Source organism: Microbispora sp. CSR-4, from assembly GCF_008033685.1.
Classification (GTDB): Bacteria; Actinomycetota; Actinomycetes; order Streptosporangiales; family Streptosporangiaceae; genus Microbispora.
Map to the genome: position 1 here is coordinate 17,801 of NZ_VJVX01000046.1, position 26,673 is coordinate 44,473.

Below are 26,673 nucleotides of genomic sequence, written 5' to 3' on the forward strand. Positions count from 1 at the left end.
AGTTTCAGGCTTCCTCGGGGTCGCGTCCGAGTATCGACCGGCCTCCGTCGACCGGGATGGTCGCGCCGTTGACGAAACTCGCGTCGTCGGACAGCAGATAGGCGATGGCGGCGGCCACTTCCTCAGGGCGTCCGACCCTGCCGACCGGATGCAGCAGGCTCATCTCGTTCTCGATGCGTGCGGCCGCCGCGGGCTCCTGGCTTTGCAGGAACGCCTCATAGCGTTCGGTGCCGATCGAGCCGAGGGCGACGGCGTTGACCCGTACGCCTTGGGGTCCGTAGTTGACGGCGAGCGCCCGGGTGAGCCCTTCGACCGCGGCCTTCGCCGTCGCGTACGGCAAGGAGCCGCGCACCGGCCGCTGCGCCTGGTGAGAGGAGACGTTGACGATCGCCCCGCCCGCGCCGGCGCTGAGGAAGCGGCGGATCGCCGTCATGCAGCCGACGACCGCGGGGGCGAGGTTGGCGTCGATGTGCTCCAGGACCTCGCGCGCCGGCGGGCAGTCCAGTGACGCCTCGCGGAACACGGCGGCGTTGTTGACCCAGCCGGCCAGCGGGCCCGCGGCCTGCGCCAGGTCGGCGGCCCGCTCCGCGACGGCCTCGTCCGCGGCGTCCCCGGCCACCGCGATGACCCGCGAACCGGCCGGGTGGGTGCGGGTCCACTCGAGCGCCGACGGGTCGAACTCGATCACGACGACGCTGTTCCCGTCGGCGCTGTTCGCGGCGGCGCTGTTCGCGGCGGCGAGGAGCCGTTCGACGACCGCACGTCCGACTCCGCGGCCGCCTCCGGTGACAACGTACGAAGAGCCCACTTCCGCCCCTTTCGTGGATTGAGATCTACGGGAGCTTGCTGCGGCCTGCGCGGGCGCTGCCTGCACGAGCGGCGCCTCCACGGGCGACGGCGAGAGGCCGGAAGAGCGTAATAGGAACACTTATGCTTCATCGGCCTGCCGGGCGTCGCCGGTCAGAGCGGCCGCGGTCTGGGTGAGGTGCCGGGCCAGGACCTCGGCCGCGGTATCGGCGTCGCGGGCCAGCGCCGCCTCCTCCAGCCTGCGATGCTCGCCGATGCCGTCCCTGCCGGGGTCGCGCTGCGCCGCCCAGCGGCGGGCCAGCTCGCTCGCGGTCCACATCCGGTCGAAGGTCTCCAGCAGGACGGGGTTGCCGCAGCCCTCCAGCAGCGTGCGGTGGAAGACCCGATGGGCCTCCGACCATGCGCTGCTGTAGTGCTCGCCCTCCTCCCGTACGAACGCAGGGGTGCGAGCCAGACGGTGGTGGGCGGCTCGCACCCGGGCCTCCCAGTCGACGTCACCGCGCTCGATGGACATGCGCAGCACGACCGGTTCGATGGTCCGGCGGGCCTCCGCGATCTCCTGCCAGCGGCGGTCGGAGAAGGCCGGGACGGCGAAGCCGCGGTTGGGCAGCCGGTCGGCGAGCCCCTCACCGACCACCCGTACGAGCGCCTCGCGCACCACCGCCAGGCTCACGCCCTGTTCCTTGGCGATGTCCTGCGGTTTGAGGGCGTCACCGGGAGCGTAGACCCCGCGCATGATCGCGTCCCGCAGGTGGGCGTAGACCTGCTCGGAGAGCATCTGCTTCCCCGGGGAAGCCGGAGGGGCGACCTGATCCATGCACACATCATAGACAATTGCACAAATAATCGATTATTGATGCTCGCCCAACGACGTCCGCGAGGTCCGCTTCATCGGCGCCGCGCCGCCGGCGGGGCACGGCCTGCACCGCTACTTCGTCGTCGTACACGCCCTCGACGTCGAGTCCATCGGCGTCCCGGCCGACGCCACCCCGGCCCTCCTCGGCTTCACCATGGCCGGCCACACCCTCGGCCGCGCGGTCCTGATCGCGACCGCCGAAACCCCCGCCTGACGAACCGCATGTCCGGGCTCATCGACACCACGGAGATGTATCTCCGTACCGTCCTGGAGTTCGAGGAGGACGGCGTGGTCCCCCTGCGTGCCCGCATCGCCGAGCGCCTGCACCAGCGTGGCCCCACCGTCAGCCAGACCGTCGCGCGCATGGAGCGCGACGGTCTGCTGTACGTCGCGGGTGACAGGCGCCTGGAGCTGACGGAGCAGGGACGGCGGATCGCCACGCGCGTGATGCGCAAGCACCGCCTCGCGGAGTGCCTGCTCGTCGACGTGATCGGGCTGGAGTGGGAACACGTCCACGCGGAGGCCTGCCGCTGGGAGCACGTGATGAGCGAGGCCGTCGAACGCCGCGTCCTCGACCTGCTGGGACACCCGGCCGAGTCGCCGTACGGCAACCCGATCCCGGGCCTGGAGGAGCTCGGCGCGAGGCCGACCACGGATCCGTTCCTCGGCGAGGGCGTCGTCAGCCTCGGCGATCTGCAGCCCGGACCGAGCATGAGCGTGGTCGTACGGCGCATCGGGGAGCCGCTCCAGACCGACCCCCGGCTGATGTACGCCCTGCGGCAGGCAGGGGTACGGCCCGGCGCGGTCGTGAACGTGACGTCGTCACCCGGCGGCCTGCTGGTCGGCAGCAGCGGGGAGCGCGCCGAGCTCCCCACACGGACCGCCGCCCACATCTTCGTGGCCAAGCGCTGAGCCCAGCCGGTCCGACCGGCGGGCGCGCGCCGGGCCCTGGCGCGGACGGGGATCCTGGCGCGCGGCTGTGGCCCAGCGGCGGTCAGGACAAACCGGGCGCGCGATCAGACGGTGTCGCCCAACTGCTCGGCCACCCGCTCCAGGCCGCCCTTGATGAGCCGCCCATACTCGTCGTCGCCGAGCGCGCCGATCCCGTCCCGGGCCCGCTGGAGTGCTCACGCGCACGGGGGGAGGCCGTCACCCAGGCCGCCCACGGCTGAGTCGTCAGGATCGGCGGACCAGCAGGGAGACCAGCGACAGCACCATGAGGACCGCGGCCAGCGTGATCGCCGTGTACCAGCCGTAGGAGATGGAGACGTGGAAGCTCGTTCCGAGCTCGCGCAGATCATCGGCCGTCAGCATCCCCGCGCTGGGATGCTTGGAGTGCAGGTCGTCCTGACGGATCCAGAACGCGGCCATCGACGCGGCCGCGACGCCGCCGGGCACGACCGCCCAGGCGGCGGGCAGACGCCGGGTGAGCGCGTCGGTGACGGCGACGGCCATCGCGGCCACGGCCATGACCAGGGTGATGACTCCCCACTGTGTCGCGAGACCGGCGACGTCGGCATTGTCGATGGGCTGAGTGATCGACCCGAGCAGCTTGCCGACCCTTCCCCAGGGAAGGAACGTCGCGGCGCCCAGGAAGAGGGCCGCGGCCGCGACCGCGTATGCCGTCGCCCGGCGGCCCGCACCGGTCCGCTCGCCGCCTGGCGCCGCCGGTCGCGCGACCTGCCGGGTAGGCGGCTCCCCGAGCGGCCGGGTGGGCTCAGCGGAAATCAGGGTGCCTGATGCCGAGGCCCGCGCACCCGCGATGAGCAACGTCTCCGGTGCCGACGAGGACTGCGTCCCGCCGAGCAGACGGAGCAGGATCGCGCGTGCGCTGGGGCGCCGGGCAGGGTCCTTGGCGAGGCATTCGGTCACGATGCCGTGCAGCGCTCCCCCAAGCCGGCCGAGGTCGGGCTCGCCGGTCAGGATGCGGTGCATCACCGCGGGGATCGAGTCCTGCCCGAACGGCGTGACGCCGTTGGCGGCGTAGGCGATGGTGCACGCCCAGGCGAAGACGTCTGCGGCCGGGCCGACCTCGCCCCCCTCGATCTGCTCGGGTGCCATGAAAGCGGGCGTGCCGACGATCGCACTCGACAACGTGCCGGTCGCGTCCAGGACTCGCGCGATGCCGAAGTCGATGACGCGTGGCCCATCGGCGCCCATGATGACGTTGCTGGGCTTGAAGTCGCGGTGCACGATCCCGGCCTCGTGGATGGCGGCGAGCGCGGTCACCGTCGCGATCGCCAGCCTCTCCAGTGCGGGCCCCTGAGGCGACCGGCCGGCCGCGATCACCTGGGAGAGCGCCGGACCGTCCACGAACTCGCTGACGATGTAGGGCCTGTCGCCTTCCACGTCCGCGTCCAGCACGCGTGCCGTACAGAACGCGGCGACCTTTCCGGCGTGCGCCAGCTCAGCCGCGAACCGCGCTCGGGCCTTGGCGTCCCCGCTGAACCGCGCGTGCAACAACTTGACCGCGACAGGCTCGGCGTTCACCCCCACGCCCCGGTACACCACGCCCTGGCCGCCTTCACCGAGCAGACCGACGATCCGGTACGCACCGACCTGACGGGGATCATCCGTGCGAAGCTGCTGCGACCCTTGCAACTCATCCTCCACGGGTACGCGGAAACGGAGGCGACGTTACCGGAGCCGGTGTTCTTTCCGACACGAAACGATCGTCAACGCGGACGGGGTCCAGTCAATACGATCCCGCTTCGTAGAGGAACCCGCCGGTGTGATCGCCGCTTCCACCGTCAGGGCCGGCCGAGGGGAGCCGCGCCTGCTTCCAGACCCACGAGCCGTCCGCGTCCAGAGGGATGACGTCAACACTCCGGAGCCCTCTGCACAGGTTCCCCTCGGCCGGTGGACGATCCGTAGCAAACCCTCGCCGAAGCGCACCCTGTCTGCGGCCGTCTGGACGCTCCTCGTTGAGCAGGGCGTCCATGTCTGGGTCGTACAGGAGATCCTCGGCCACGCGCGCGTGACGCCGACCCAGCGTTACACCTACGTCGCCAGTCCCCAGGTGAAGGACACCGGCGAGCGCAAGCGGCGCCGCTCTCGGGGAGACGACCACCAATTGCAACTGGAACTGCAACCCGCACGGGTCTGGAAATCAAAAGCCCCTCTCACTGGAGTCAGCGAGAGGGGCTTTGAACTGCGGAGGCTCGGGGATTTGAACCCCGGATGGGCTTAAGACCCAAACCGCATTAGCAGAACCTTGCCCCTCGCGAGGGCTCATGAGTTGACGGGTGGCCTCGTTGTGTTTAGGCAGCTCAGCGGCACTAAGTCATGGTGGCTCGTAGGGCGTCGTGTGGGACGCTCCGGGGTCGCTTGTGCCATCTCTGTGCCATCAGGTGCCAGCGTCGGAGAGGCGGAGAAGGTGCCGTCCACCCGGTCAGCGCTTGTAGCCGCCCTGGGCCGCCGGGCCGGCCGAGATGGTCGGCGTGATCCCGAGAGCAGCGAGCAGGGACGCCGCGGCCTCGACGGCCCGGTTGAGGTCGGTGCCCGGACCGACACGGCCTTCGGCGATCTCCCGGACGACGAGGTTGACCACGTCCCAGGGGTCCGCGCTTTGGCTCTCAGGGTGGGCTTGCGCGCCGTAGGTGGCGAGGTAGTCCCGGATGGCTCCGATGACCGTACGGCCCTCCGCGCGGGCCCTGGCCTGTGCAGCCCGCCAGTGGTCGTCCGGAACGCGGATCCACCAGCGCAGGAGGTTTCCCGTGCCGGGCTGTACCAGGGGAAGGCTGTGCATCCCTCCCGGCTTCAGGTGCCTGTACCACGCGTTCGACAGGTACCGGGCGCACGCTTCACTGATAGGAACCACCCCCGCGTCGACGCGCATGAGGTGCGAGTTGCACTTCGGGCAGACGAGGCCGCGGACGCCTTCCCATCCGTCGCCGACCGCATGATCGTGGTCGATCTGGAGCGCTGGCGTCGGTCGCTGGCACAGTTCGCACGCGCCCCCGGCTCGCTTGACCAGCCGGTCATACTCGTCGCAGTCAAGGCGGTAGACGAGGTGATGACACAGCTTGCCCGCCCTGACGTGCAGGCTCGCGCTCATCGGCCACCCTCGGCGTCTTCGCGGTCCTCACTCAACACGATGCGGCGCACCTGTTGGCGCGTGTAGCCGGTCACCTCGCAGATGTCTTTCTGCTGGACGCCGTCCTTCGCCGCTTCTCGGATCGCTTCGGCGAGCTCGCGCCGGAGGATCTCGGCTCGCGTCTCGGCCGCCCGGAAGCGCTTGGCCAGGTGTTCCAGCGATCGTTTGTCCACGACACACAGTGTTCCATCTGCGGTTCCCGCGCCCGAGCGGTCAGAGCAAAGTACAGTCATGGAACACAGTGTTACACGCAAGCCAGATAAACATCTAGCTACAGAGCACTTGCTATGGAACATGATGTTCCCTAATGTGGGTGGCACACCGAACATCCACAGCATCGGAGCCCCCCATATGTCCTTCCTGACCCGGCTCACGCGGACCGTCGTCCGCATGGCCGCCCCCCGCCTCGTCGGCGAGCTGGAGCAGCTGCGCGGCCTGCGCCTCGTGCCGGCCACCCGCGCGGCCGCCCCGGCCGTCGCGGTTGAGCCGCCCGCGGCGGAGATCCCCTCGATCGACGCCATCCAGGCCGCGGCCCGCCTGCACGACCAGGCCCGCGAGCAGGCCAACGCCGCAGCCCGCACTAAGCGCAAGGCGGAGAAGGTCCTCGCCCGCACCCCCGACGGCACCTACGGCCCGGTGACGATCGAGCGCGTGCCGTCCGGCCGGCAGACCGCCGACCTCGACGCGATCCGCGCCATCTTCGCCGCCAACGGGCTCGGGGAACTGCCCATGCGGGCGTGCTCGCCGAGCTTGGTCATCACGTGGGCGGCCGAGGAGTCCACAGATGTGGACACCGCGGCGCTCGTCGCGGCCTGACCCCAAGACGCAAGACGGCCCCCACCAGGCGACGCAACCGCCGGTGAGGGCCCAGACCACGAAAGAGTCCAATGGAAGACTACGGAACCTGCCTGCGCTGTAGAACACCAGCCCAGGCTCGCCGCCGGCGAGGCCTATGCCGAGCCTGCTATATGCAGCTCCGGAAGGACCCTGCCCAGCTTGAGGCGTTCCCTTTTACGGGTCGCAGCCTGCCGAGGGACCTCCGCAGCCGAGTCCTCTCCCAGACAATCATCAGCCCGGACGGCTGCTGGCTGTGGACAGGCTTGCGTAAGCCCAACGGCTACGGCCAGCTGTTCACCATCGGAAGCGCGGACAAACGGTCCAGCCTGCTGGCGCACCGGGCCGCCTACGAGCTCTACTTCGGGCCCATCCCAGACGGGCTCCAGCTTGACCACCTGTGCCGAGTGCGGCACTGCGTCAACCCGGCCCACCTGGAGCCCGTGACGGGCCAGGAGAACACCCTCCGCTCGCCCTACACGATGGCGAGCAAGTGGGCGAGCCGGACGCACTGCGGTAACGGCCACGAATTCACCCCGGAGAACACCCGCTGGAAGAAGCGCTCCGACGACCCGACCAAGAAGTTCCGCCGGTGTCGGGCGTGTGAGAAGCAGCAGAGGAAGAACCGCAGGAAGGCGCGGTAGTAAATGACCATTCGAACGGGCGTCACCGCCGACGCCACCACCCCGGTCGTCCCGCACACCCTGAACGTCGCCAACCTGACCCCGCAGCAGCGGGGTGGGCTGGCCTGCGTCCGCTGCGGTTCGAGCGACCAGCCCATGATCCCCGTCGTCGTCGTCGACGGCGTCCAGCTCTTCCAGTGCATCACCCACGACCAGATCCCCGGCGAGGACCTCAAGGTCCGCGCCGCTTACCTTCAGGGCGTCCTCAAGGGCACCGCCACCCCGCCGGCCGACCGCCCCGGGCTCGCCGCCGCCGCCCAGGCCCGGCTCGCCGACCTGTCCCGCTACGACCGTCCCGCCCCCGCCTGGCTGACCCGGCCGTGCCCGGCCTGGTGCACCGAGAGGCACGGTGACCGTGACTACGCCGTCGACCGCAACCACCGCGGGCACACGCTCGTCACGCCGCTGCTGACGATGGACTTCGTCAACTGCGGGTCGCCGGACGAGCCGCGGTATGAGCCGGTCGAGCTGATGTGCGACTTGGTCCAGCACCACCGCGAGGCTGAGCCCCGGATCAACATCGGCGACACCAACGACGCCTTCTCCGATGACCTGTCCCTCGGCGAGGCCGAGGAGTTCGCGCGGCACCTGTTCACGCTCGTCGCCCTTGGCCGCAACCCCGCCCGAGCCCAGGCTCGGGGCAGCGCGGCCGGGTGCCGGCCGTGGTGCGTGCGTCACGACGACGTCAACGACCTGTGCAACGGCTTCTCCGAGCCCACCGCGGCCGGGCTCGTCGGCCTGACCCACGTGGACCGTGAGGGCTCCCGCGTGTGGTTCGGCGACCGGCACATGAGCCCGGCCGAGGCGGAGCAGCTGGCCTCCGTCCTGCTCGCCCAGGCCGCCCGCGTCCGCAGCAACACCCCGCAGTAGCACGACGGCCCGGGCCGGTGCGTCACCACCGACCCGGGCCTGGATCCCGCCCCTAACGACCCAAGGGAGAGACCGTGACCCAGGACCCTACCCAGACCCATTGCCCCGACGGCGTGCCCTGGTGCATCAGCACACGCCACGCCGGCCCCGGCGCCGCGCACCTGGCCGACATCGAGACCATCGACCTCGGCGACCACACCGCCGGCGTCATCGTGTTCCGGCCCGTCGACGAGCCCGACCCGGCGGCCGCGGTGGTCCGCATCCACTACGCCGTCGACGGCCAGGAGCCCGCGGTGGTGGACCTGCCGCCGGCGGGGGCCGCCGTGCTGGGGGAGCTGATGAGCGGGCAGGCGTCGATGACGGTGTTCCTGCTCGCGCGGGCGCTCAAGCGCGGCGCGGAGCTGGTGGAAGGCCCGGGCCGATGACGCCGGCGTGCCCGCCGTGGTGCACCGGCCGCCCCGATCACCCGGCCGCGCTGCACTGGCGCGACCTCGGCGTCATCAACGGCCCGCACCTGGTCACATCGCTCGCCACCCTCCGCAACGGCCGCGAGGTCGGGACGGTGCGGGTGTACCTCGACGACGACCAGGGCGTCCGCTACCACGACCTGTCCCCGGTGCTGGCCGCCGCCATCGGGCACGCCATCGCCGCTCTCGACCACCCGGGTGTGCGCGAGCTCGGCAGCGCGCTCACGACCGGCGCCGGTCTGCTGATCATGGAAGGAACCTCATGACCCGCCGCTGGCCCCTGCTCCTGCTCGCCCTGCCGGCGTTCGTCGCGACCTGGTCCGGGTGGGTCGGCCTCGGCGAGCTGACCGGGTTCGGCCCGGTCAAGCCGCTGCCGGGGATCGCCGACCAGTTCACGATCAACACGGCGATCACGCTGCCGATCGGCGTGGAGACCTACGCCGCGTACGCCCTCGGCGCGTGGCTGTCCGGCCGCCCGCTGGGCACCGGCACCAGGGCGTTCGCGAAGTGGTCGGCGATCGGCTCCCTGGGCCTGGGCATGCTCGGCCAGATCGCCTACCACCTGCTCGTCACCGCAGGGCTGGAGCACACCCCGTGGCAGATCGTCACCGCGGTGTCGTGCCTGCCCGTGCTGGTGCTGGGCATGGGCGCCGCGCTCGGCCACATGCTCCACCGCGACGCCCACAAAGTGCCCTCGCCGGCGTCCGCCGAGGCGGACGCCGTACTCGCGGACGTACCCGCCGTCGAGCGCGTACCCGAGCCGGAGCCTGACCCGGTCGGCGAGCACGCCATCGCGACCCTCAAGGCGTTCAGCCGCCGCGTGAACGGCGGGATCCTGCTCCCGGCCGTACCCGCCGCGCCGGTCGCCCTTGACACGCCGCAGGTGCCGATGAGCCGCGAGGTGTACGACTGGGCGACCGAGCGGAGCCTGTTCGGCACCAGCGTGGCGGAGAGCGCTCCGGAGCCGGTCGACGTACCCGCCGAAGTTGCCCCGGACGCTGCGGAGACGCCGGTTCTTGGACCCGTCCCGGATGAGCTGTGCCCGGCCGCCGCGGTCAGGTACGCCGACGAGCTCGCCGAGGGCAAGGTGCCGGCGCTGAACCGGATCAAGAAGGACCTACGCATCGGACAGAAGCGCGCGACGCGCATTCAGACGTACCTCGGTCAGCTCGCCGGGGTCTGACCCTGAACTCCCGCCCTCGGGCCCCTGCCGCCAAGCCCGGCGCCCGAGGGCGGGCCCCCTCACGAGAGGAGAACTCCCATCATGACCGACCCCTCGGCCGTGCACGAGCGCGCCCCGCCGCTCCCGCGCGCGGCTTCCGCCGTACCCCGACGCCTCCACTCGGGCGGTGACGCCTGATGCGCACCGTGTACGTGACCACCACCGCGCCGGCCTCCCGCGCGCAGCGAGCCCGGTTCCTCACGCTCCTCGTGCTGGCCCGGATCGTGATCTGGCTGGCCATGCTCGGCCACGTCCTGCTGCTGATCCTCGGCGCGCTCGACGCGCTCATCACCGCCGCGATCGGCCCCCGCCGCATGGCTTTCCTGCCCCGCCAGTTCGCCGACACGGCCCGCCGCACCTGGAAGGAAGACCTGTGACCACCGACCGGCCCGGCCGCGCCCGGATCCCCGAACTGTCGTCCATCCCCTGGGAAGGCCCCGTCTCCATCACCGACTACGCCAAGACCGGGCGCGGCCTGTGCCGCGACCTCGGCGAGGAGTTCAACCTCGGCGCCGACGAGCTGTACGCCGTCCTCATCCGCTCCTTCTCCGGCCACCCCCGTGCTCGCCCTGCTCGGCGCCCCCGACGTCCGCCTTCGGGCGCGCCGCGTCGTCAAGCGGCTGCGGAGGGCCGCGGAACTCCAGCGCGGCGCGGGGGTCGAACTGGTGAAGTTCCACGCGCAGTTCCGCAAGGAGTTCGTCGAGGTGCTCCCACCGGCCAAGCCCGTCAAGCGGCAGAAGTTCGACTGGACGAAGGACTGAACGTGGCAAGTCGCACCAAGGAGCTGGCGACCGTCGAGGAGTCCTCGATCTCGAAGGTCGCGGCCCGGGAAATGTCCAAGGCGGTCGCGGTCGCCATGCCGTGGTTCGTCGGCCTGCTCGGCTACGGCCTGGCGGTCGCGCTGCACTACATCCTCTACAGCCCGGCCACCATTCCCGCCTGGTCGAGCATCGTGACGATCTGCGTGGTCGTCCTGACCGGCGTCACCTACGGGCAGTCGCACGCCCGCGGCCTGTGGGGGCGGGTGCACACCACCGCCACGACGTTCCTCGCCGGTGTGTGGGCGGTCGCCGTTGTCGCCTACTGGCCGGACCCGATCATCTGGCGGCTCGGCGTCGTCGGTGGCATCACCATGGCGCTGACGTGGAACATCCGCACTGTCATCCGGATGAAGGGCTGGGACGCCCCCGGCGTGGTCTCCGACCCGCTGGCGTTCCTGTTCGGCCAGGGCGCCGAGCGGGCCGGGATGCCCGCCGTCGAGGCCCGCACGACAAAGGCCACCGCGCACAAGGTGGAGGGCGACGTCCAGCTTGAGTCGGGCCGGCAGACCGCCGAGGACCTCCAGCGGAAGGTGGCCTACGTCGAGTCCGGCATCGGCCTGCCGCCCGGGAGCATCACCACGGCGATCGACCCCGACGACGCCAGCAAGGCCAAGGTCACCATCTCCGACCCGCGGGTGATGAAGAACCCCATCTTGTGGCCCGGCGCGTCCCGGCCGGGGGCGTCGATCGCCGACCCGATCCGGCCCGGGTTGTGGCAGGACCTCGACGAGATCGAATACGTGATCGTCGGCCACCACCTGCAGATGATGGGTCAGACCGGCGCCGGCAAGGGCATCGGCGGCGCCTGGAACTTCCTGGCCGAGATCGTCACCCGGTACGACGTGGCGGTGTTCGCCGGCGACATCACCAAGGGCGAGCAGACCCTCGGCCCGCTCCGCCCCGCGCTGCACCGGTTCGAGACCACCAAGGCCGGCGTCAAGGCCATGCTGTCCGAACTGCAGTCCAAGGTGAAGGAACGCACCGACTACCTCGCGGCCAAGCGGCTGCAGAAGTGGGTCAAGGGCTGCGGCCTGACCTATTGGGTCATCTGGCTGGAGGAGTTCCCCGACATCTACGACGCCCTCAGCGACAAGGAGCAGGAGGACTTCCTGTCGATGCTGAAGGCGATCCGCTCGGCCGGCGGCACGATCGTCATGAGCCTGCAGCGGTCGGACTACACCCAGATGCCCACGCTCGCCCGCGGCCAGCTCGCCAAGATGTGCTTCGGCGTCGAGAACAGCGCCGACGCCTCCTTCGGCCTGTCGGAGCGGCAGCAGGACGCCGGGTGCCGTCCCGAGCTGTGGACCAACGCCCAGCCCGGCATGGCCTACCTGGACGCCCCCTCGATCGCCGAGGGCCGGTTCGCGATGCCGCTGCGGACCTACGCCTGGGGAATCTCCGGCGATGCCTTCGACGACGAGGCGGCGAACGCCGCGCTGGCCGCGCATGCCGCGCAGTGGTCGGCCGCCGCCAAGAAGGTCGACGCGACGACCGCCGCGCTGTCCCGCCTGTCGCCCACCCCCGCCACGCCCGGGGCGGCAGGAACCGGGCGGCCGGCGGTCGACCAGGAGTTGCTGCTGGCGGCGGTCGAGCTGGTCGTGACCACCCAGTTCGGCTCCACGTCGATGCTGCAGCGCAAGCTCCGCATCGGCCACGCCGTCGCCGAGCAGCTGATGGACGCCATGGAGCACGGCGGCATCGTCGGGCCAGCCCGGCAGGGCGAGGCCCGGGAGGTCAAGGCGTCCCCGGATGCGGTGCCGCTGGCGCTCGCGATGGTGCTGGGCGACCCGCAGACTGGCGAGATCCGACTCCCCGACACCGATGAGGACCAGGAGGAGAGCGTGGATGACGACGTGCGCGACGTCGCGAAGGAGTACCTGGAGACCGACGACCCTGACCCGGCGGTTCAGGCGAGCATCGACGACGAGATCCCGGATCTGGACGAGGGCGAGCCGCCGTGGCGGTTCGCCCCGCCGGCGCAGCGGATGACGCCGGAGGAGCGCGGGGCGGCGCTGATGAAGCGCCTGCAGGAGATGTGGGACGACGGGGCCCGGGACTTCTCCAGCGGTGACCTGAAGGTGTTGTGGGAGACGACGGACATGTCCCGCTCGTGGGTGCAGAAGCAGTTGAGGCGGCTCGCCCAGCCGGAGGTGGGTGTGCTCGGCGGGTACGACGAGGAGTCGCAGAGGTACCTGATGCCGGAGCGGCCCGAGGTCGAGTGATCGCGTGGCACCCCTCGTCGTGTCGCGGACGGGGGGTCGGGGGGAGGGTTACAGGTCAGGAGGGGTGCCACGATCGTGGCACCCCTTCGTGGCACCTGGGGGTGGCACCCCCGTGGCAGGGCGTGGCACCCGGGCCGGCGGCGGCTGTGGCACCCCGTGGCAGCAAGATCGAAAACTCGTGGCCGCGCATCCCACGCGCAGCCGTACGCGCGCTCCGTCCTCTGCCTTCCAGCCCTCGCCCATGTTCGGTCCGGCGCAGGTCGGCCGATGGCAAGAGACAGGCCGGCCGTTTGTTTTGTCGGCCGGCCCGTTTTTGGACCTCCCCTATTCAGGAATAGCGTCTAGATCTGCTTGCAGTGCCCATATGGGATTCCCTGGGACAGATCTGCCCACTTAAGCGGAGCGGGCAGGACGCGCTTTGCCACTCTGGCGAGTAGCGGGTTGAGATCGTTACAGACGACGCTGAACTGACCTCCGGTGTGGAAGTCCGAATACGCTGTCATCCCCCACTTCTGAGGCGTGCCGCCACATCCCACGTGCAGGCGGAAAGGCCCGCCGTTCGGAAGAGCCTTGGAGTAGTGCCCGTATCCCCACCCGTCGCTGACGTCCAGCCACCGCTTTGCCCAACCGCTTCCGCCGTTGGGTGCCTCTACCCAGACGCCGACGGGGTCGGCGCTGTTGATGCAGTTGATCTTTCCGCTGACCGTGTAGGCCGCATCCGCATTCGCCTGGCCGGTAAGCCCAAGCGGGCTGACGAGGGCCAGCCCCGCCATCAGCGAGATGGCCCTAACGCGCGTTTTGAGTCGTTGTGATGACATTCGTCCCACCCCTTTGAACGCGACTTTGCGTGAGTTCGACTGTACGGAGAGATTCGAGCGATACGTTGATAGAAAGGGTGAAGACGTAGGTACGCCATTTGGCAGGCATTCACAGTGGAATTACCCGAAAGTATGTGGTAAGCGGCCCTGTCAATTGGAGGAGTGTCACATCTCTCCTGGTGCTTGCCGAATCCGATGAGACCGCTTCGGCATGTAACGGCAACGGGCGGCCCTGTGAGCGCGTCCTACGCCCCGTCCGTCCCCCGAGCCTCAGGAGTCCCCGCCCATGCGCCGTGCGCTCGTCCTAGCCGCCCTGACGGCCGCGCTGACCGCCTGCAGCACCACGCCCACCACTGCGGCCGCGCCTGCCGATTCGCCGGCCCCCGCCATCGCCACGTCCACCACGGTGGCGTCGCCTACACCGACCGTCGATCCCGCGTGCGCGAGCGAGGACCTCGACACGTACTTCCGCGAGATCGACGCCTACACCCGGCGTGGAGCGTTCGACGTGGAGCCGAAGGCGCGGTTGAGCTGGGGGCGGGTTGCTGGCTGGAGGCTGGCGCTCGGCAAGGTGGAGAGCGACGCAGAGCTGGACCTCTACAAGGCCGCGAAGAGCGCCGACGAAGCCGTTGATGACTGGCTCGGGGCCGACCCCGGGAGCCTGGCGCAGACGATCACGGCCATGTCGATTCAGATGACGGCGAAGAGCCTCGCGATCACCTGCCGGGTTCACAACAACTACGAGTTCTCGAAGATCGACTGAGTCCGCCGGCCGCCGTAGCCGCCCCACGCGCGCACGTAGGGGTGTCGGGAAAGTCGGGGAACCCGGCGCCTCGCGCGCGCACGCGCGTGAGCGTCGGATTCGTCGGGTTAGTATCCGGGCCTCCGCCCCGCACCACGACGCCCGACCGAGGCGATGGATCTCCCCTCTGAGCTGCTCATTGATATCCGCGAGCTGCTCTGTGCCAGGCTCTAAAGGAGAGAAGATCCACACATAGGAGAGCCAACCCATGGAATCCCCCAATAACCGCGACTCGCAGATCTTGGACGCCGCCCTCAAGCAGGCCAGCGTCATGGTCGAGACGTTCTGGGACATCCGCGAAGACGCCGAGAAGCCGGATACCTACCAGGCGTACGGTCATCTGCGCTGTCTCGTTCAGCTCTGCGCGCAGAGCGGCCGGAACGTCAAGCCGGTACGGGACCGCTGGCTGGCAAGGTGGTATGCGTACCGCGACGCCGGCGGCAAGCACGAGCTCCTCGATCTGTAGTCGGTCCGCCATCCCTGATCACGAGAACGGTGGCCTCCCGCGGCAACGGGAGGCCACCCGACCAGCATCACCGACGTCACCGGCTCACCCGAAGCGTACGACCACCGGGGAGGCCGACATGCCCGACACCGCCCAGCTTCAGCCCCTCGCCCCCGCAGGCTCGTGCAGGGGCTCGTGCAACCTGCGGGCGGCCCGCGCGCTCGCCGCACACCGCCAGGCCCTCGAAGAGCACGCCGACGCCGTCGACCGCTGGTACGCCGCCGGCGGAAGCGAACAGGAGTTCCCCCCGGAGCCGGAGGCGCCCCGGGTGCGGTTCTGGCCCGGCAACCCGCTGTTCTGCGGGCGGTGCGTCGCGAACGCCCGCCGGACGCTGCTGGACCTGGACGTGCTCGCGAGCCAGCTCGCCGCGACGGCTGATGGGCACCGCGGCCGCGCCGCCGACGCAGGCGAGGGCCGCGTGTCCGGCACGAAGACCCGGCCGAGCGTGTCCCCCGTCACGGACGTCCTCGACCGGCTCGTGGGCGACCTGTTCGACGTCGAAGACGAGTGGCGCTCCCTGCGCGGCTACCCGGGCCGCCCGTCGAACGGCGGCCGCGGCGCGCACCCGCGCTCGCGGACGATCGGGTGGCTAGCGGAGCGCCTGGAGGACATCCTCGCGCATGAGGACATGGCCGGCTTGCCTCGGCAGCTGAGCAACTGGGACCGCGTCCTACGGCACCTGGCGAAGGACGACCGCGCCTCGACGAACTCACCCGTACGCTGCGCGTGCGGGGAGCGAAACGTCGGATGGGACGACGAGCTGCACTATTACCGGTGCCGGTCGTGCGGGACGCTGCTGAACCAGGACGAGCACGACCACCAGGTGCACGAGCAGGCCGACGCCGCCGAGGCGAGGGCTGGTCAGGGGCGGGCGACATATCAGCCGGTATGAAATCGGGCTGCTTGTCGGGGCCGCGCTCGGTTACCGGACCTGGGAGGAGTACGTCCGCGGCGAGTTCAACATGAGCCGCCAGCGGTCCTACCAACTCCTCGACCAGGGCCGGGCAATCCAAGCCATCGCGGCGGCGTCCGGTGTCTCAGATCTGAGACACGCGGAGGTCCTGAACTCTGAGCAGGCCCGTGACATCAAGCCGGTCCTTCCTCAGGTCACGCAGCAGATCCGCGAGCGCGTTGCCGACCTCGGCCCTGCCCTTCTTGCAGTTCGCAGCGCCTGACCGGAGTCGAACCGCCCGGAGACGAAAGCGGCCCCGGAGGCGGGCGTCACGCCAACCCCGGGGCCGCTCGTGGACCGCCTCGCCATCACGGGGCAGCAGCGAGACGGAGACCTATCAGGCGATGGTGGCCTTCCACCGGCCGCGCCGGAGGTGGATCACCCCGTCCGGGGTGATCTTGACGTTCGCGCCGTACAGCGGCAGAGAGCCGTGCTGGAGCCAGTAGTCGCGGACCCGGTCCAGCTCGTCCCACAGGCGACGGGGACCCGCCTGGTGCACCACAGGCGGCTCCTGGCCCGCCTGCTCGGCCCGCGCCCACGACCCGTCAGCGTGCACCATCACCGCCGTCCGCACGCCGCCGTCCTCGGCGAAGTCGTGCTCGATGCCCGGCGCCAGGACCTCCAGCATCGACCGCACCTCCCACGACTCCACGACGTCGAGCACAGGGAAGCGAGCCCGGGACACCTGCTCGCCCTCGGCAGCCCGCGCGACCTCGATCAGCTCGGCCAGGCCGGGCGGGTAGTCCGCCCCCGACCTGGTCGTCATGAACATCGCCCAGTCACGGGCGACCTGCCCGACGGCGCCGCCGTCGTCGCTCTTGTCGGCCACCACGATGAGCGAGGTGTTCGCGATCGTCGTGACGAGCCGGCCGCCGGGCCGTAGCGCCTCCAGCCAGCCGGCCGGGATCGGGCGCACCGACACCGTCGCGACGATCCGGTCGAACGACCCCGGCAGCGGGCCGGTGGCGTCGACCGTGGCGATCGTCGGGTGGAGGCCAGCGGCGTCCAGCCGCTCGGCGGCCGTCTTCGTGAGGTAGCCGTCGACGTCCACGCTCGTGACCCGAGGGTCGCCGAGCAGCGCGGTGAGGAGCCCTGCCCCGTACCCCGTGCCGGTGCCGACGTCGAGCACGTCGAGCCCGGGGTGGATGCGAGCGTGACCGAACATGCTCAGCACGAGGCTGGGAAGGGTCGAGGACGACGTCGGCCACCCGCGCGGCTGGTCCTCCGGCGCTGCGTGGTCGGCGTGCAGGGGCCCGATCTGCGTCACCAGCGTGCGGTCGGAGTACGCGGCCCGCATCCACCGCTCGGGATCGGCCGGGCCGTCCTGGACCGTCCTGCCGCCCGGGCCGGGCGCCCACCAGCGAGGCACGAGCAGATGCCGGGGCGTTTCGGCGACCGCGTCACGCCACCGCGAGGCGGGATGCGTGACACGGTCGGCCAGGGCTCGCGCGTGCGGGATCCAGTCCATGCCGCTCATTCTCCGTCGACTTGCTGCGCCGGCGCGCAGTCACCTCCGTCGGAGGCGGGGTTGCACTCCGGCGCGCATACCTTCGCCTGCGCGGGCACGAGCGCGCGGGCGTCCCGCCACGCCTGACCGGTGAGGATCTCGGCCAGCGGCTGGCGGCGTACGTTGCCCGTCACCATCCACCGGGACATGACGCAGGGGGTGACGTCGCCGGATGGGGAGATGGCGAGGCGGTTGTCGCCGCAGCGCCCGCACAGCTGGGACGGGTCGGGCCCGGTCTGGGTGCCGCGGCCGATGCCGCGCAGGTGGTCGACGCGGACGCGGGTCACGCCGAGGGCGGCGAGCTCGGCTCGCGCCTGCTCGACTGCCTGCCCGTCGAGCAGGTCGACGATGGCCGCGCGCACGGGGATGCCGAGCGAGACCGCCTTGATGATGTTCGTGCGGGTGCGGTTGTAGCTGTCGGTGCGGCCGGTGATGCGCTCGTGCTCGGCGGCCTGGTTGCTGTAGTAGCTGGTGGCCAGGGACACGCCCGGCCGGGTGAACAGGTCCCACCAGTCGTCGCGGACGCGGTAGAGGTTCGTGAAGACCTCCACCGACACGCCCGCCTCCAGCGTGTGCGTGAGGAGCTCCGCGAAGTGCGGGTGGAGGGTCGGCTCACCGCCGATGAACTGCGCCTGGCGGACGCCCAGCGCGGCGCCTTGGGTGATGACGCGGTGCCAGTCTTCTGCGGTCATCGTGCCGTGGGAGCCGGTTGGGCTGGAGTCGGCGTAGCAGTGTGTGCAGGCGAGCTGGCAGCGGCCGGTGAGTTCCAGGGCCAGGAAGATGCCGGCGGCCGGGCCGGTCGTGGGGGCGGTGACAGGGAGTGCGTGCGTTGTTGCCATGGTGCTCCCTTGCTCGTAGGGGTGGGGTGGTACCGGCCTCGCGGCGCGCCGCGCCTTGGTCACGCCGCGGGGCCGGGGCTTCATGGGGTGTGTCAGCGCGCTGCGGGCGCGTGCGGGAGGTCGAACTCGCCGTCCTTCACGCCGCCGATGAACGCGTCCCATTCCGCGGGGGTGAACACGAGGGCAGGGCCGCCGGGGTTCTTGCTGTCGCGGACGCCGACGTGGCCGTCTGGCAGCATGGCGACCTCGACGCAGGCGCAGTTGTTGGCGCTGCGGCTGCTCTTGAACCAGACGGCGGCGGGATCGTTTTCGCCCATGGCTTTCTCCTGTTCAGAGGTGGGTCGGGACATCAAGGGGCGGGGTGACGGTGCTCGGGTGCCAGCCGTCGGCGAGGAGGTCGACGTACCGCCGGGCGTACCACTCGGCCAGGCCCAGCTCGCCGATCGGCGTGATCGTCTCGCTGGTGACCTGCCCTGCCACCGTGACGGTCTCGACCGCCTGCCGGGAGTCGGCGTCCAGGACGAGCACCATCAGGACCCCGCCGGGCCCTACCTTGGTGAAGGAGTGGTGGCCGGTGCGGTCGGGCTCAGGTGGTGCCTCGACGGTGCCCAGCGCGGCGCGGCGCAGGACAGGCATGGCCATCATGAAGTGGTAGATGGCGTTCATCCGGTCCTCCGGGCGGGGGCCGGCTGGTAGCCGTGGATTTCCCGGTAGCGGGCGGCGATCCGTTCGGCGGCCCCGCCGAGCTCGCTGACCGGCGCCTTCGCGAGGATCGCGCGGTTGCGCTCGTCGCGCCCGCCGGACCACGTGAAGTCCGCGCCGCGGTGACACCAGACGGTGAGCTCGTCCAGCACCAGCACGGCGGTCCCCGCGTTCGCGGTGATCCTCCCGCCGGGGATGCGGTGCCGGGTTCCGAGGTCGTGTCGGAGCCGTTCCAGCGCCTGTACAGCCGCCTCCGTGGAGGCCAGGGGTGGCGGCATGACGGCGACGAGCTGGTCCATGGAGGTCTCCTGCGGTGCGTCAGGTGGTAAGGACCCCTTCCCGATGGTGACTGAGCGCGACGGGAAGAGTGCATCAAGTGCGGCGCTGTGCCATAGTCGCCATAGATCCCCGGGGGAACCAAGGCCGCCGACGTGGCCAAACACACTGGCCACACCTGGCCACAACGTGTGGGAGCACCCATGACGAGGTCCCAGCCGATCGACCCCGCCAAGTCCCCATGGACCCTGCTGGGCGCCGCCCTGCGCCACTGGCGAGAAGACGTGGCCGGCCTGAAACTACGTCCCGCCGCCGCCCGCGCCTACGTGGACTTCTCCCACCTGGCGAAATGGGAGCGTGGGGAACGACCACCGCCCCCCGAGGCGATCGCCATCCTCGACCAGGTCTTCGGCGCAGGCGGCGTACTCATCGCCCTGCACAAGCTGGTCGAAGCCTTCGAACGCGAGCCACAAGGGACGACGCAAAGACCCCACCGGGTGGATGCTGAGGGCATGCACGTCGAGCGCCGGCAGATCCTGCAGTCGTTCGCCGCTATCGCGGCCGTCGGAGCACTACCCATCGATGCCGTCGAGCGGGTCCGCCACACCATGGCGCAGACCGTAGGCGGCGTCCGCGTCTCCGACTGGGAGGAGACGGCCTTCGAATACGCGCACATGCTCCTGCGCGACCCGCCCGCCCTGGTCCTCCCCGACCTCATCCGGGACGCCCATGGGCTGCAGCAGGTCATCCTCGGCGGCCCGCCTGGGGAGGCGGCGCACTGGGCCCGCGTCAACGCGCAGATGGCGTTCCTCGTGGCGCAGGGCCTGGGCTACCTGGGCGAGGTGCGGGAGGCCCGCCACTGGTGGCGTGCGGCCCAGCACGCCGCCGAGCTCGCCGACGACAGCGGACTGCAGGCGGCCGTGCTCGGGTACGAGGCGGCGCAGGCCCAGTACGCCGGCCGCCCAGACGTGATCGTGCTGCGGCGAGCCCAGGCGGCGATCGCCGCAGCCCGGGGGCGGGCCTGTCCCGGCGCGGCCGAGGCGTACGGGGTGATGGCCATGGCGGCGGCACAGGCCGGTAACAGCCAGGCCGCGCTGACCGGCCTCGACACTTTAGGCCGGGTGGTGGAGCAGCTGCCCGACGAGGTGACAGCGGATGACGCGACGGCCTTCGGCTGGCCGGCCGCCCGCATGCTGCACACCCGCTCGTTCGTGCTGAGCCGAGTGGGCGACCCGAGCGCGGCCGAAACCGCCGCTGCCGAGGCGATCGCCGCCTACCCGCCGTGGAAGGTACGGCCGATCGCGCAGGTGCAACTGCACCGGGCAGCGACAGCCGTACGACTCGGGGACCTGGAGGGCGGCCTCGGCCACGCCGGCGCCGTGCTGGACCGCCTGGACCCGGCTCACCACACGATGTTCGTGCGCGGCGCCGCGGCGCGTGTATTGGAGGCGGTGCCAGCGGTGGAAGCCGCGCATACGCCTGCGGTAGAGGAGTACCGGGAGCGGCTGGCGCTTCCCCCCGCCCGACCGACCACGGAGGCATGACCCATGGGTGATGTGGAATTCGTCCACTACAAGGGCCCGGAGGCAGCCCGCGCCCTGTCGGAGGAGTACGCCGACGCCTACACCGAGATCTACGCCGAGCCGCCCTACAGCGCGGGCCCGCTGTACTCCCGGGAGCGGTTCCTCGAGCGGACGGGACGGCAGGTGTACCGCCCGGCGTTCGAGCTGCTGGCCGCCGTCGACGCCGACACTCAGGCGCTTGCAGGATTCTGCTTCGGGTTCTGCTTCCCCGAGGGCGGCTGGTGGGGCGGTGAGACGTCCGAGCCGCCCGCCGACGTGCTCACCGCAGAGAAGGTCGCGGTGATCGAGCTGGTCCTGCGGAAGGCGTACCGGGGGCGTGGGCACGGGAAGGCCCTCTTGGAGACGTTCCTGGCCGGGCGGTCCGAGCCGTGGGCGACGCTGCTCGCGCACCCTGCCGCGCCGGCGCACGCCCGGTACGAGCGGTGGGGCTGGCGGAGGGTCGGGACGGTGCAACCGGCGCCGGATGCGCCGGTGGTGGACGCCATGGTGCTCAGCCGAGTTCCTGCTCGGTAAGCAGGAGAGGCCGGCCGCGTGACGGCAAGCTCGGGCTGCTCGCCGTCACCGCGTCGTCAGTCGAGCCCCAGGTTCGAGGCGAGCTGCAGGCTCCGGTTGACCGTCGTGCTCGTGGGCTCGGCCTGCGGGTAGTGGTTGACCACGCTGACGTTCATACCGCGGCCCTGGCCGGTCTTGTTCGCGAGCTGGGCGATGGCCTGCCGCAGCTCACGCAGCTCCTGCCCGAGCCCGCCTCCGCCGACCGTGCTGTAGCGGGAGTAGCCCAACATGCTGGCGGCCTGGTGGAGGGTCTCTCGGCCGCGTGCGCGCCGGTCGATCGGAACGACGACCTCCCGGCCGGCCTCGCCGACGAGGATGGTCGGATCGGTGACGAGACCGCCGTCGGCCATGGCCGCCGGGGTGATGACGACCGGCTTGGCCGGTGCTGCCACCTGCTTGAGGGTGCCGGACGCGGTGCCGGTCTTCGACGAGCTGGTCGTCTTCTTCGTCGCCGCGCTCGGTGCGATCGTGCCCGGCTTGCTGCTGGCCGAGGACTTGCTCGACGCGGACGACCCGGCCGCCGCCGACGCTGATGCTGCGGCCTGGGCGGCAGACGCCGCTGCGGACACCGACGACGCCAACCCATCCACGCTGCCGGCGAGGCGGTCGATCGACCCCGACAGCGTGGCCATCTGGGCGGACAGGTCACCGCTCGCGTTCTCGATCGCGGAGCCGACCTGGTCGGCGCCTTCCGCTGTCGCCGCCCCGGCGTCCGCCACCGACTTGGTCACCAGCCGCGCGGCGTACCCCGTCTCCAGGGTCAGGTCGTTGAGGTTGTTCAGGTTGACCTCGACAACACCCGTCCCGCCGCTGCCGGACACCGAAGTGGTCCCGCCCGTCGTGACATGCTTCCCCCCGGCCCCGCCGGCGGGCACAAGTTCCTGCCCGAACATGTCGGCCACCACGGACAGGATGTCCAGCGACCTGGACCGTTTGGACGCGGCGAGCGGGATGTATGCCTCGCCGCCGGTCTCGGGCTCGGCCCACACCCGCATCGTCCCCGCGGGGGCGATCTGCGCGACATGAGCCTCGCGCAGGCCACCGGAGGCGTAATACTCCACCACCCCGCCGTCAGCGCCGTGGAATTCCTTGCTGGTGCCGGGGTTGTTGCTCGACTGGCCGTTGCCCTTCACGACCGCCGTGATGGTGATGGTCTTGTTCTGCAGGCGGCTGATCTCCAACCTGAGCTTCGCGACCGAGTCCTTCGCGAGGTTGATCTGGTCCCTCGACAGCCCAGCGGACTGGCCCAGGTTGTAGATCGCCTCCCGCGCGTCCTTGCTCTTACCGGCCAGCTCGAACAACTGCGGCAGCGCCTTGAGGATCGTGACCTTCTGGTCGTTGATCCCCTTCGCGGTGTTCCCGGTCTTCTCCCCCAGCTCGGCCTGCCGCTTGGCGACCGTCTGCAGGTCGGTGATGTAGCCGGAGAACTTCTCCCGCGCCAAAATGACGGCGTCGCGCTGCTTGTCGGTCATCTGGCGGGTGAAGTCGAGCTTCCCACCCGCCTGCTCGATCGCGGTCTTCGCGTCGTCGTAGCCCTTCTTCAACCCCTGCAGCGCGGACTCGATGTCCGTGCGGGCGGTGAACGTGTCCATCGACCTGTTGAAGCCCTGCAGGGCCTGGTCGGCACCGCCGATCGCCCCCGCCGCCTCATCCGTCGGCTGCACCGAGTTGGAGACCGCCGAGGTGTACTCGGGGAACAGATCCTTCAACCGCTCAACCGGGATCCCGGCGTCCCGGGCCGTCTTCGTCAGCCCATCGAACAAGGTCGCCGCGCCCGAAGCGTTCCCCGAGGTGACCATGTTCGACAGCGCCTGGTCCATGTTCGACAGCCGCTCGGCCCCATGGTCGAGGGTCACGCCGTAGTCGCTGAACGTGTTGAGGAAACCGCCCACCCCGGTTGCGGCCTTGTCCCAGATCTTGTCCGAGCCCATCTGCCGGACGACTTCGCCGAGCTCGGTCATGTCGTTCAACACGGGCACGCCGGGGATGGCGTGCAGGGCGCTGGCCTTCCCCGCGATCTGGTTCATGACGTCAGCGGCGGGCTTGCCGCCCTTGGTGAAGTCGTTCAGGTGGCGGGTGAGGTTGTCCATGTTCGGGTTGAGCCCGGACAGCTCCCGGTCGATGTTGCCCAGCGCCAGGGCGACCCCGCCAATCGCCGTGGCCATGCCAGCGCTGCCGAGGGTGTCCTTCAACCCCGAGAACTTGCCCTTCGCAGTGTTGGCGGCGTCGCCGGCCTTGCTGATGCCGCCGCGGAGGTTACCCCACCACTCGGCGACCCCGGTGATCGTCTGGTAGCCCTTCACCGCGGTCACGACACCGGCGATGGCCAGCGCGACCGCCTGAATCTGCCCCGGCGACATCTCGCTGAGGATGTTGGCCAGCAGCAGGAACCCGCCCAGCTTGATCGTGGTGCCGAGCCGGGCCGCGGCCATAACCGCCCCCACGCCGAGCGCGATCGCCTGAATCTGATCCGGCGACATGCCTGCGAGCTTGTCGCTGATGCTCACCAGGATGTCCAGCGTGCCCGCCCCGGCGCCGGCCCCGGCGGACAGGATGTGCCCGACCGTGGTGCCGATGTTCCCGAGGACCTCCAGGACCTTCGGCCCGTTCTCCTTCGCGTAGTCGATGAACTCGCGGAACGCGGGGTTCGACTTGAGGTTGGTGCCCCAGTCAGCGAACGCCTTCGACGCGTCCTCGACGCTGTCCACCACACCCTGGGTGTGCGGCAACAGGGCGTCCAGGACGCCCGCGATGCCCTTGAAGGTGTTCCCCGCCGTATGGCCGAGCCCTTCGATCGCGCCGGGCATGGCGGTGTTCAAGTTGAACAGGAACTGGCCCCAGAACGGGTCCTCCAACGCGGTCTTGGCGTCCTTCTCCAGGTCCAGAAAGCTGCGGCCGGCGGTCCGCACCAACGGACTGATGCGGGGGAGTTGGGAGGACACCAGGTCCAGCCCGCCGCTGATGGCGGGGAACACATCCCCCTCAAGGCTCTTCTGCCAGTCTTCGTAGTCCTTCTGGAAGCCCTGAATGTCCTTCGCGAGGGCCCGCTCCGCCTTGGACAGCTCAGCCATCTTGGACGCGGCGCCACCGGCCGCGCCGCCGGTGCCCTCCAGCGCGGCCTTGGCCTGCAACTGCTGCACCTTGAGCTGTTGGGCGGCGCGCTCGGCGTCCCGCTGCGCGCGGATGACCGCAGCCTGCGCCTTCGCGATCGACTTCTGGCCCTCGACCGCCACACGGGCGGCCTCAGCGCGGGCGTCGCCCAGGTCACGCTCAGCGCCCTGCTCCCGCCGGGTTGCGGACTCGACGCCTTCCTTGGCCCGCCGGACCTGATCGGACCCCTCGATGCCCTTGGCGTTGGCCTCGGCCTGCTCCTTGGCCAGGTCGCCGTTGCGCTCGCGGATCTCGCGGAGGGCGAGCTCGGCCTCCTTGACCCGGAGCGCGGCGTCCTGCTTGTCCAGGCCGCTGGCCTTGGGGTCGGAGTTGGCCTTCGCCAAATCCTGCTGCGCACGGAGGATGTTGAGCTGCGCCCGCTCCTCGGACAGGGCGCCACGTTCGGTCGCCAGCGCCAGGTCCTCAAGGCGCTCCCGGGCGTCTTCGCGCGCGCGGTTCAAATCTTCGAGGGCCCGCTGCGTCGCGCGGTGGGCGTCGGCGACCGCGTACTCGGCATCCTGCACCCTGCGGGTTGCGGACGTCTGCCGCTCAGCCGCCTGCTCGACCGTGGACGCAAGCTGGTCTTGGGCCTGCTTGACGGCGTCCTGCGCGTCCCTCACGCGGTCCTGGGCCTGCGCCATCTGCAACGCCGACGCCGCCGCCTTCGCCTGCTTGGCCGCCAGCGACTCGGTGGCCCCGCCCGCTCCGCCGGCTGCCGACTCCTGCTGCTTCAGCGCCTCATTTACCCGCCCGATGGCCGGGATCGCGACCGCGGCGAACGCTCCCGCACCCGCGCCCGCGGCGCCGAACGCCGCGCCGAGCGCGCCGACACCGACCGCGACACTGGTGACGGCGGGCAGGGACGCGAGCGCCCCCGCGACCAGCGCGATGTTCGCCAGCGCGCCGCCGACGTCGGCGTTGACGCTGACCCTCGCGGTACGCCCGTCGGCCTGGGACAGCTCGGCCTGCACCGCGCGCAGCTCCGTCAAGGCCCGCGCACTGTCCACGCGGACCTGCGGGTTCGCCGAAGACCGGTTCAGCGCCTCCAGGCCGCGCTGAATCTCCGCGAGCTCCGCCCGCGCCGCGCCGGCGTCGAGGTCAACGCCGATGGTCCGGCCGCGCAGGCTGTCGAGCCGGGCGGTCAGGTCGTTAAGTTCGCGCTCCGCGGCGTCGGTGTTGAACCGGTCGACCTCAGCCTGCAACGCGGCAATCTGGGCGATCGCGGCGGAGGTGTCGGCGCGCAGGTCGACGTCCGCCGACGCGTCGATCGTTTCCAGCTCCACCCGGATGGCCTGAAGCTCGGCCAGGGCGGTGCCCGCGTCGATGTCCACGCCGACGGTCTTGTCCGACAGCTCCTGCAGCGCTGTGCGCAGGGTCTGGACCTTGGCCTGCGCATCCGTCGATGTGGCGGTGATCTCCGCCTTCGGCAGGCTCTTGAACGCGGTCTCCAGGCGCTTGGAGAACGCCCGGGCGAACGCCCCGGCCGCGTCGTCCCCCTCCCGGGGCAGCTTGTCCTTGGGGACCTTCGGGAGCGGCAGCTCCTTCGGCATCTTCGGGAGCGGGTATTCCTTCGGCAGGTTCTTGAACGGGTCCGCCAGATCCTCAAGAGACCGCCGGAACTTCTTCGTCGCCGCCTCGGCCTGCGCCAACTGGGTGATGTACGGCCGGCTATCGAGGCGAAGCTTCACCGTTACCGATCTGTCAGCCAAGATCGGCACCCCTCAGCGCCGCGAGCTCCACGCTGATCGCCGCGAGAGCCTCCGACACCGTCGCGTCAGCCTCCACCCCGGCCGTCTCCAACCACCGCAGCGCCAAGACCCGGCGCAGATGGTCCACCAGCGCCGCCGCCCCGGGCATGGCCTGCGCGACGTTCCCCCGGATCAACGACAGGAACCAGAAGACCTCCGAGAGCTCCTCGGCCGACTTGCCCTCCATCTCGGCGTGCAGGGCCGCCAGCGCCTGCGCCACGCGCTTCGGAACACCAGGAAGGGGAAGGGTGCGCCCCGACGCCGTAGGGCAGGCCGGGTCTTCGGCCCCGAAAGTAGGAAAAGAGCCTGTCCGACCTTGGTTCCCGGCGCGCGGCACGATGCCCGAGACGAGCGCGTCAGG

29 protein-coding genes and 1 pseudogene are annotated in these 26,673 nt (G+C 70.6%); 17 read left to right on the forward strand and 13 right to left on the reverse strand.

Going from position 1 to position 26,673, the window contains the following annotated elements; translation table 11 throughout:
- Nucleotides 1–4: 4 nt before the first annotated feature.
- Together FLV34_RS28280 and FLV34_RS28285 are read right to left on the reverse strand one after the other, a co-directional pair.
- Entirely contained in the window at nucleotides 5–808 is an 804-nt protein-coding gene (locus FLV34_RS28280) for an SDR family NAD(P)-dependent oxidoreductase (protein ID WP_147944516.1), read from the reverse strand.
- Nucleotides 809–928: 120 nt separating this feature from the next.
- On the reverse strand, nucleotides 929–1,624 hold the full coding sequence (locus FLV34_RS28285) for a GntR family transcriptional regulator (RefSeq protein WP_142650250.1): 696 nt from the start codon (nucleotides 1,622–1,624) through the stop codon (nucleotides 929–931).
- Between the two features lie 55 nt (nucleotides 1,625–1,679).
- On the opposite strand from FLV34_RS28285, the pseudogene FLV34_RS28290 reads away from it, so the two are divergent.
- Together FLV34_RS28290 and FLV34_RS28295 are read left to right on the forward strand one after the other, a co-directional pair.
- Nucleotides 1,680–1,877, forward strand: a pseudogene (locus FLV34_RS28290) (YbhB/YbcL family Raf kinase inhibitor-like protein); the annotation flags it as partial.
- 8 nt (nucleotides 1,878–1,885) lie between these two features.
- The gene (locus FLV34_RS28295; protein WP_147944517.1) at nucleotides 1,886–2,575 is read left to right on the forward strand and encodes a metal-dependent transcriptional regulator; all 690 of its coding nucleotides are present in this window, start codon (nucleotides 1,886–1,888) and stop codon (nucleotides 2,573–2,575) included.
- Nucleotides 2,576–2,839: 264 nt separating this feature from the next.
- On the opposite strand, the gene FLV34_RS28300 is transcribed toward FLV34_RS28295, so the two are convergent.
- From FLV34_RS28300 to FLV34_RS28310, 3 genes are all read right to left on the reverse strand, one after another.
- Nucleotides 2,840–4,276: a serine/threonine-protein kinase gene (locus FLV34_RS28300; RefSeq protein ID WP_147944518.1), complete on the reverse strand. Its 1,437-nt coding sequence runs from the start codon at nucleotides 4,274–4,276 to the stop codon at nucleotides 2,840–2,842.
- A 778-nt stretch (nucleotides 4,277–5,054) separates the two neighbouring features.
- Nucleotides 5,055–5,720, reverse strand: coding sequence for an endonuclease domain-containing protein (locus tag FLV34_RS28305; RefSeq protein ID WP_147944519.1), 666 nt, complete (start codon nucleotides 5,718–5,720; stop codon nucleotides 5,055–5,057).
- A complete protein-coding gene (locus tag FLV34_RS28310) occupies nucleotides 5,717–5,932 on the reverse strand; it encodes a hypothetical protein (protein WP_147944520.1) in 216 nt (71 codons plus the stop codon). The genes FLV34_RS28305 and FLV34_RS28310 overlap by 4 nt, the downstream gene beginning before the upstream one ends.
- A gap of 178 nt (nucleotides 5,933–6,110) precedes the next feature.
- Between FLV34_RS28310 and FLV34_RS28315 the strand changes: the two genes are divergently transcribed.
- The 9 genes from FLV34_RS28315 to FLV34_RS41815 all read left to right on the forward strand — a co-directional run bounded on the left by FLV34_RS28315 (nucleotide 6,111) and on the right by FLV34_RS41815 (nucleotide 12,878).
- The gene (locus FLV34_RS28315; protein WP_222709651.1) at nucleotides 6,111–6,575 is read left to right on the forward strand and encodes a hypothetical protein; all 465 of its coding nucleotides are present in this window, start codon (nucleotides 6,111–6,113) and stop codon (nucleotides 6,573–6,575) included.
- Between the two features lie 284 nt (nucleotides 6,576–6,859).
- Nucleotides 6,860–7,237: an HNH endonuclease signature motif containing protein gene (locus FLV34_RS40765; protein ID WP_187280760.1), complete on the forward strand. Its 378-nt coding sequence runs from the start codon at nucleotides 6,860–6,862 to the stop codon at nucleotides 7,235–7,237.
- Between the two features lie 3 nt (nucleotides 7,238–7,240).
- Entirely contained in the window at nucleotides 7,241–8,146 is a 906-nt protein-coding gene (locus FLV34_RS28325; RefSeq protein WP_147944522.1) for a hypothetical protein, read from the forward strand.
- 74 nt (nucleotides 8,147–8,220) lie between these two features.
- Complete coding sequence (locus tag FLV34_RS28330; RefSeq protein WP_147944523.1) at nucleotides 8,221–8,571, forward strand: hypothetical protein; 351 nt, start codon at nucleotides 8,221–8,223, stop codon at nucleotides 8,569–8,571.
- A complete protein-coding gene (locus FLV34_RS28335; protein WP_147944524.1) occupies nucleotides 8,568–8,879 on the forward strand; it encodes a hypothetical protein in 312 nt (103 codons plus the stop codon). Before FLV34_RS28330 ends, FLV34_RS28335 begins: the two co-directional genes overlap by 4 nt.
- Nucleotides 8,876–9,796: a hypothetical protein gene (locus FLV34_RS42760; RefSeq protein WP_261985936.1), complete on the forward strand. Its 921-nt coding sequence runs from the start codon at nucleotides 8,876–8,878 to the stop codon at nucleotides 9,794–9,796. Before FLV34_RS28335 ends, FLV34_RS42760 begins: the two co-directional genes overlap by 4 nt.
- Nucleotides 9,797–9,972: 176 nt before the next feature.
- The gene (locus FLV34_RS28345) at nucleotides 9,973–10,212 is read left to right on the forward strand and encodes a hypothetical protein (protein WP_147944525.1); all 240 of its coding nucleotides are present in this window, start codon (nucleotides 9,973–9,975) and stop codon (nucleotides 10,210–10,212) included.
- A 183-nt stretch (nucleotides 10,213–10,395) separates the two neighbouring features.
- Nucleotides 10,396–10,596: a hypothetical protein gene (locus tag FLV34_RS28350; RefSeq protein ID WP_147944526.1), complete on the forward strand. Its 201-nt coding sequence runs from the start codon at nucleotides 10,396–10,398 to the stop codon at nucleotides 10,594–10,596.
- 2 nt (nucleotides 10,597–10,598) lie between these two features.
- Complete coding sequence (locus FLV34_RS41815) at nucleotides 10,599–12,878, forward strand: DNA translocase FtsK (protein ID WP_222709652.1); 2,280 nt, start codon at nucleotides 10,599–10,601, stop codon at nucleotides 12,876–12,878.
- Nucleotides 12,879–13,219: 341 nt separating this feature from the next.
- Here FLV34_RS41815 and FLV34_RS28360 read toward each other — a convergent pair whose 3' ends face one another.
- Complete coding sequence (locus FLV34_RS28360) at nucleotides 13,220–13,696, reverse strand: hypothetical protein (protein ID WP_147944527.1); 477 nt, start codon at nucleotides 13,694–13,696, stop codon at nucleotides 13,220–13,222.
- A gap of 286 nt (nucleotides 13,697–13,982) precedes the next feature.
- Here FLV34_RS28360 and FLV34_RS28365 point away from each other — a divergent pair, with 286 nt between their 5' ends.
- The 4 genes from FLV34_RS28365 to FLV34_RS28380 all read left to right on the forward strand — a co-directional run bounded on the left by FLV34_RS28365 (nucleotide 13,983) and on the right by FLV34_RS28380 (nucleotide 16,178).
- The gene (locus FLV34_RS28365; protein WP_147944528.1) at nucleotides 13,983–14,459 is read left to right on the forward strand and encodes a hypothetical protein; all 477 of its coding nucleotides are present in this window, start codon (nucleotides 13,983–13,985) and stop codon (nucleotides 14,457–14,459) included.
- A gap of 247 nt (nucleotides 14,460–14,706) precedes the next feature.
- Entirely contained in the window at nucleotides 14,707–14,964 is a 258-nt protein-coding gene (locus tag FLV34_RS28370) for a hypothetical protein (protein ID WP_147944529.1), read from the forward strand.
- A 118-nt stretch (nucleotides 14,965–15,082) separates the two neighbouring features.
- Nucleotides 15,083–15,895: a hypothetical protein gene (locus FLV34_RS28375; protein ID WP_147944530.1), complete on the forward strand. Its 813-nt coding sequence runs from the start codon at nucleotides 15,083–15,085 to the stop codon at nucleotides 15,893–15,895.
- 70 nt (nucleotides 15,896–15,965) lie between these two features.
- Nucleotides 15,966–16,178 carry a hypothetical protein gene (locus FLV34_RS28380; RefSeq protein ID WP_147944531.1) on the forward strand — a complete coding sequence of 71 codons (213 nt, stop codon included), beginning with the start codon at nucleotides 15,966–15,968 and terminating at the stop codon, nucleotides 16,176–16,178.
- Between the two features lie 114 nt (nucleotides 16,179–16,292).
- Here FLV34_RS28380 and FLV34_RS28385 read toward each other — a convergent pair whose 3' ends face one another.
- From FLV34_RS28385 to FLV34_RS28405, 5 genes are all read right to left on the reverse strand, one after another.
- A complete protein-coding gene (locus FLV34_RS28385) occupies nucleotides 16,293–17,423 on the reverse strand; it encodes a methyltransferase domain-containing protein (protein WP_147944532.1) in 1,131 nt (376 codons plus the stop codon).
- A 5-nt stretch (nucleotides 17,424–17,428) separates the two neighbouring features.
- Nucleotides 17,429–18,301 (reverse strand): radical SAM protein, encoded by an 873-nt coding sequence (locus FLV34_RS28390; protein WP_147944533.1) that lies wholly within the window; start codon nucleotides 18,299–18,301, stop codon nucleotides 17,429–17,431.
- A gap of 92 nt (nucleotides 18,302–18,393) precedes the next feature.
- The gene (locus tag FLV34_RS28395) at nucleotides 18,394–18,618 is read right to left on the reverse strand and encodes a DUF397 domain-containing protein (RefSeq protein ID WP_147944534.1); all 225 of its coding nucleotides are present in this window, start codon (nucleotides 18,616–18,618) and stop codon (nucleotides 18,394–18,396) included.
- Nucleotides 18,619–18,631: 13 nt separating this feature from the next.
- Nucleotides 18,632–18,967 carry a hypothetical protein gene (locus FLV34_RS28400; protein ID WP_147944535.1) on the reverse strand — a complete coding sequence of 112 codons (336 nt, stop codon included), beginning with the start codon at nucleotides 18,965–18,967 and terminating at the stop codon, nucleotides 18,632–18,634.
- Nucleotides 18,964–19,302, reverse strand: a complete 339-nt coding sequence (locus tag FLV34_RS28405; RefSeq protein WP_147944536.1) for a hypothetical protein — start codon at nucleotides 19,300–19,302, stop codon at nucleotides 18,964–18,966. The genes FLV34_RS28400 and FLV34_RS28405 overlap by 4 nt, the downstream gene beginning before the upstream one ends.
- Before the next feature lie 180 nt (nucleotides 19,303–19,482).
- Between FLV34_RS28405 and FLV34_RS28410 the strand changes: the two genes are divergently transcribed.
- A complete protein-coding gene (locus FLV34_RS28410) occupies nucleotides 19,483–20,823 on the forward strand; it encodes a helix-turn-helix transcriptional regulator (RefSeq protein WP_147944537.1) in 1,341 nt (446 codons plus the stop codon).
- Between the two features lie 3 nt (nucleotides 20,824–20,826).
- Nucleotides 20,827–21,375 carry a GNAT family N-acetyltransferase gene (locus tag FLV34_RS28415; protein WP_147944538.1) on the forward strand — a complete coding sequence of 183 codons (549 nt, stop codon included), beginning with the start codon at nucleotides 20,827–20,829 and terminating at the stop codon, nucleotides 21,373–21,375.
- Nucleotides 21,376–21,431: 56 nt separating this feature from the next.
- Here FLV34_RS28415 and FLV34_RS28420 read toward each other — a convergent pair whose 3' ends face one another.
- Complete coding sequence (locus FLV34_RS28420; protein WP_147944539.1) at nucleotides 21,432–26,252, reverse strand: hypothetical protein; 4,821 nt, start codon at nucleotides 26,250–26,252, stop codon at nucleotides 21,432–21,434.
- A 13-nt stretch (nucleotides 26,253–26,265) separates the two neighbouring features.
- On the reverse strand, nucleotides 26,266–26,532 hold the full coding sequence (locus FLV34_RS28425) for a hypothetical protein (RefSeq protein WP_147944540.1): 267 nt from the start codon (nucleotides 26,530–26,532) through the stop codon (nucleotides 26,266–26,268).
- Between the last annotated feature and the right edge of the window lie 141 nt (nucleotides 26,533–26,673).

Bases quoted from the DNA above. Each gene is read 5' to 3' on its own strand.
- FLV34_RS28285 (WP_142650250.1), bottom strand. From the start codon at position 1,624: ATGGATCAGGTCGCCCCTCCGGCTTCCCCGGGGAAGCAGATGCTCTCC.
- FLV34_RS28295 (WP_147944517.1), top strand. From the start codon at position 1,886: ATGTCCGGGCTCATCGACACCACGGAGATGTATCTCCGTACCGTCCTG.
- FLV34_RS28305 (WP_147944519.1), bottom strand. From the start codon at position 5,720: ATGAGCGCGAGCCTGCACGTCAGGGCGGGCAAGCTGTGTCATCACCTC.
- FLV34_RS28315 (WP_222709651.1), top strand. From the start codon at position 6,111: ATGTCCTTCCTGACCCGGCTCACGCGGACCGTCGTCCGCATGGCCGCC.
- FLV34_RS28325 (WP_147944522.1), top strand. From the start codon at position 7,241: ATGACCATTCGAACGGGCGTCACCGCCGACGCCACCACCCCGGTCGTC.
- FLV34_RS28335 (WP_147944524.1), top strand. From the start codon at position 8,568: ATGACGCCGGCGTGCCCGCCGTGGTGCACCGGCCGCCCCGATCACCCG.
- FLV34_RS42760 (WP_261985936.1), top strand. From the start codon at position 8,876: ATGACCCGCCGCTGGCCCCTGCTCCTGCTCGCCCTGCCGGCGTTCGTC.
- FLV34_RS28345 (WP_147944525.1), top strand. From the start codon at position 9,973: ATGCGCACCGTGTACGTGACCACCACCGCGCCGGCCTCCCGCGCGCAG.
- FLV34_RS28360 (WP_147944527.1), bottom strand. From the start codon at position 13,696: ATGTCATCACAACGACTCAAAACGCGCGTTAGGGCCATCTCGCTGATG.
- FLV34_RS28365 (WP_147944528.1), top strand. From the start codon at position 13,983: ATGCGCCGTGCGCTCGTCCTAGCCGCCCTGACGGCCGCGCTGACCGCC.
- FLV34_RS28370 (WP_147944529.1), top strand. From the start codon at position 14,707: ATGGAATCCCCCAATAACCGCGACTCGCAGATCTTGGACGCCGCCCTC.
- FLV34_RS28375 (WP_147944530.1), top strand. From the start codon at position 15,083: ATGCCCGACACCGCCCAGCTTCAGCCCCTCGCCCCCGCAGGCTCGTGC.
- FLV34_RS28380 (WP_147944531.1), top strand. From the start codon at position 15,966: ATGAGCCGCCAGCGGTCCTACCAACTCCTCGACCAGGGCCGGGCAATC.
- FLV34_RS28385 (WP_147944532.1), bottom strand. From the start codon at position 17,423: ATGGACTGGATCCCGCACGCGCGAGCCCTGGCCGACCGTGTCACGCAT.
- FLV34_RS28390 (WP_147944533.1), bottom strand. From the start codon at position 18,301: ATGGCAACAACGCACGCACTCCCTGTCACCGCCCCCACGACCGGCCCG.
- FLV34_RS28395 (WP_147944534.1), bottom strand. From the start codon at position 18,618: ATGGGCGAAAACGATCCCGCCGCCGTCTGGTTCAAGAGCAGCCGCAGC.
- FLV34_RS28400 (WP_147944535.1), bottom strand. From the start codon at position 18,967: ATGAACGCCATCTACCACTTCATGATGGCCATGCCTGTCCTGCGCCGC.
- FLV34_RS28405 (WP_147944536.1), bottom strand. From the start codon at position 19,302: ATGGACCAGCTCGTCGCCGTCATGCCGCCACCCCTGGCCTCCACGGAG.
- FLV34_RS28410 (WP_147944537.1), top strand. From the start codon at position 19,483: ATGACGAGGTCCCAGCCGATCGACCCCGCCAAGTCCCCATGGACCCTG.
- FLV34_RS28415 (WP_147944538.1), top strand. From the start codon at position 20,827: ATGGGTGATGTGGAATTCGTCCACTACAAGGGCCCGGAGGCAGCCCGC.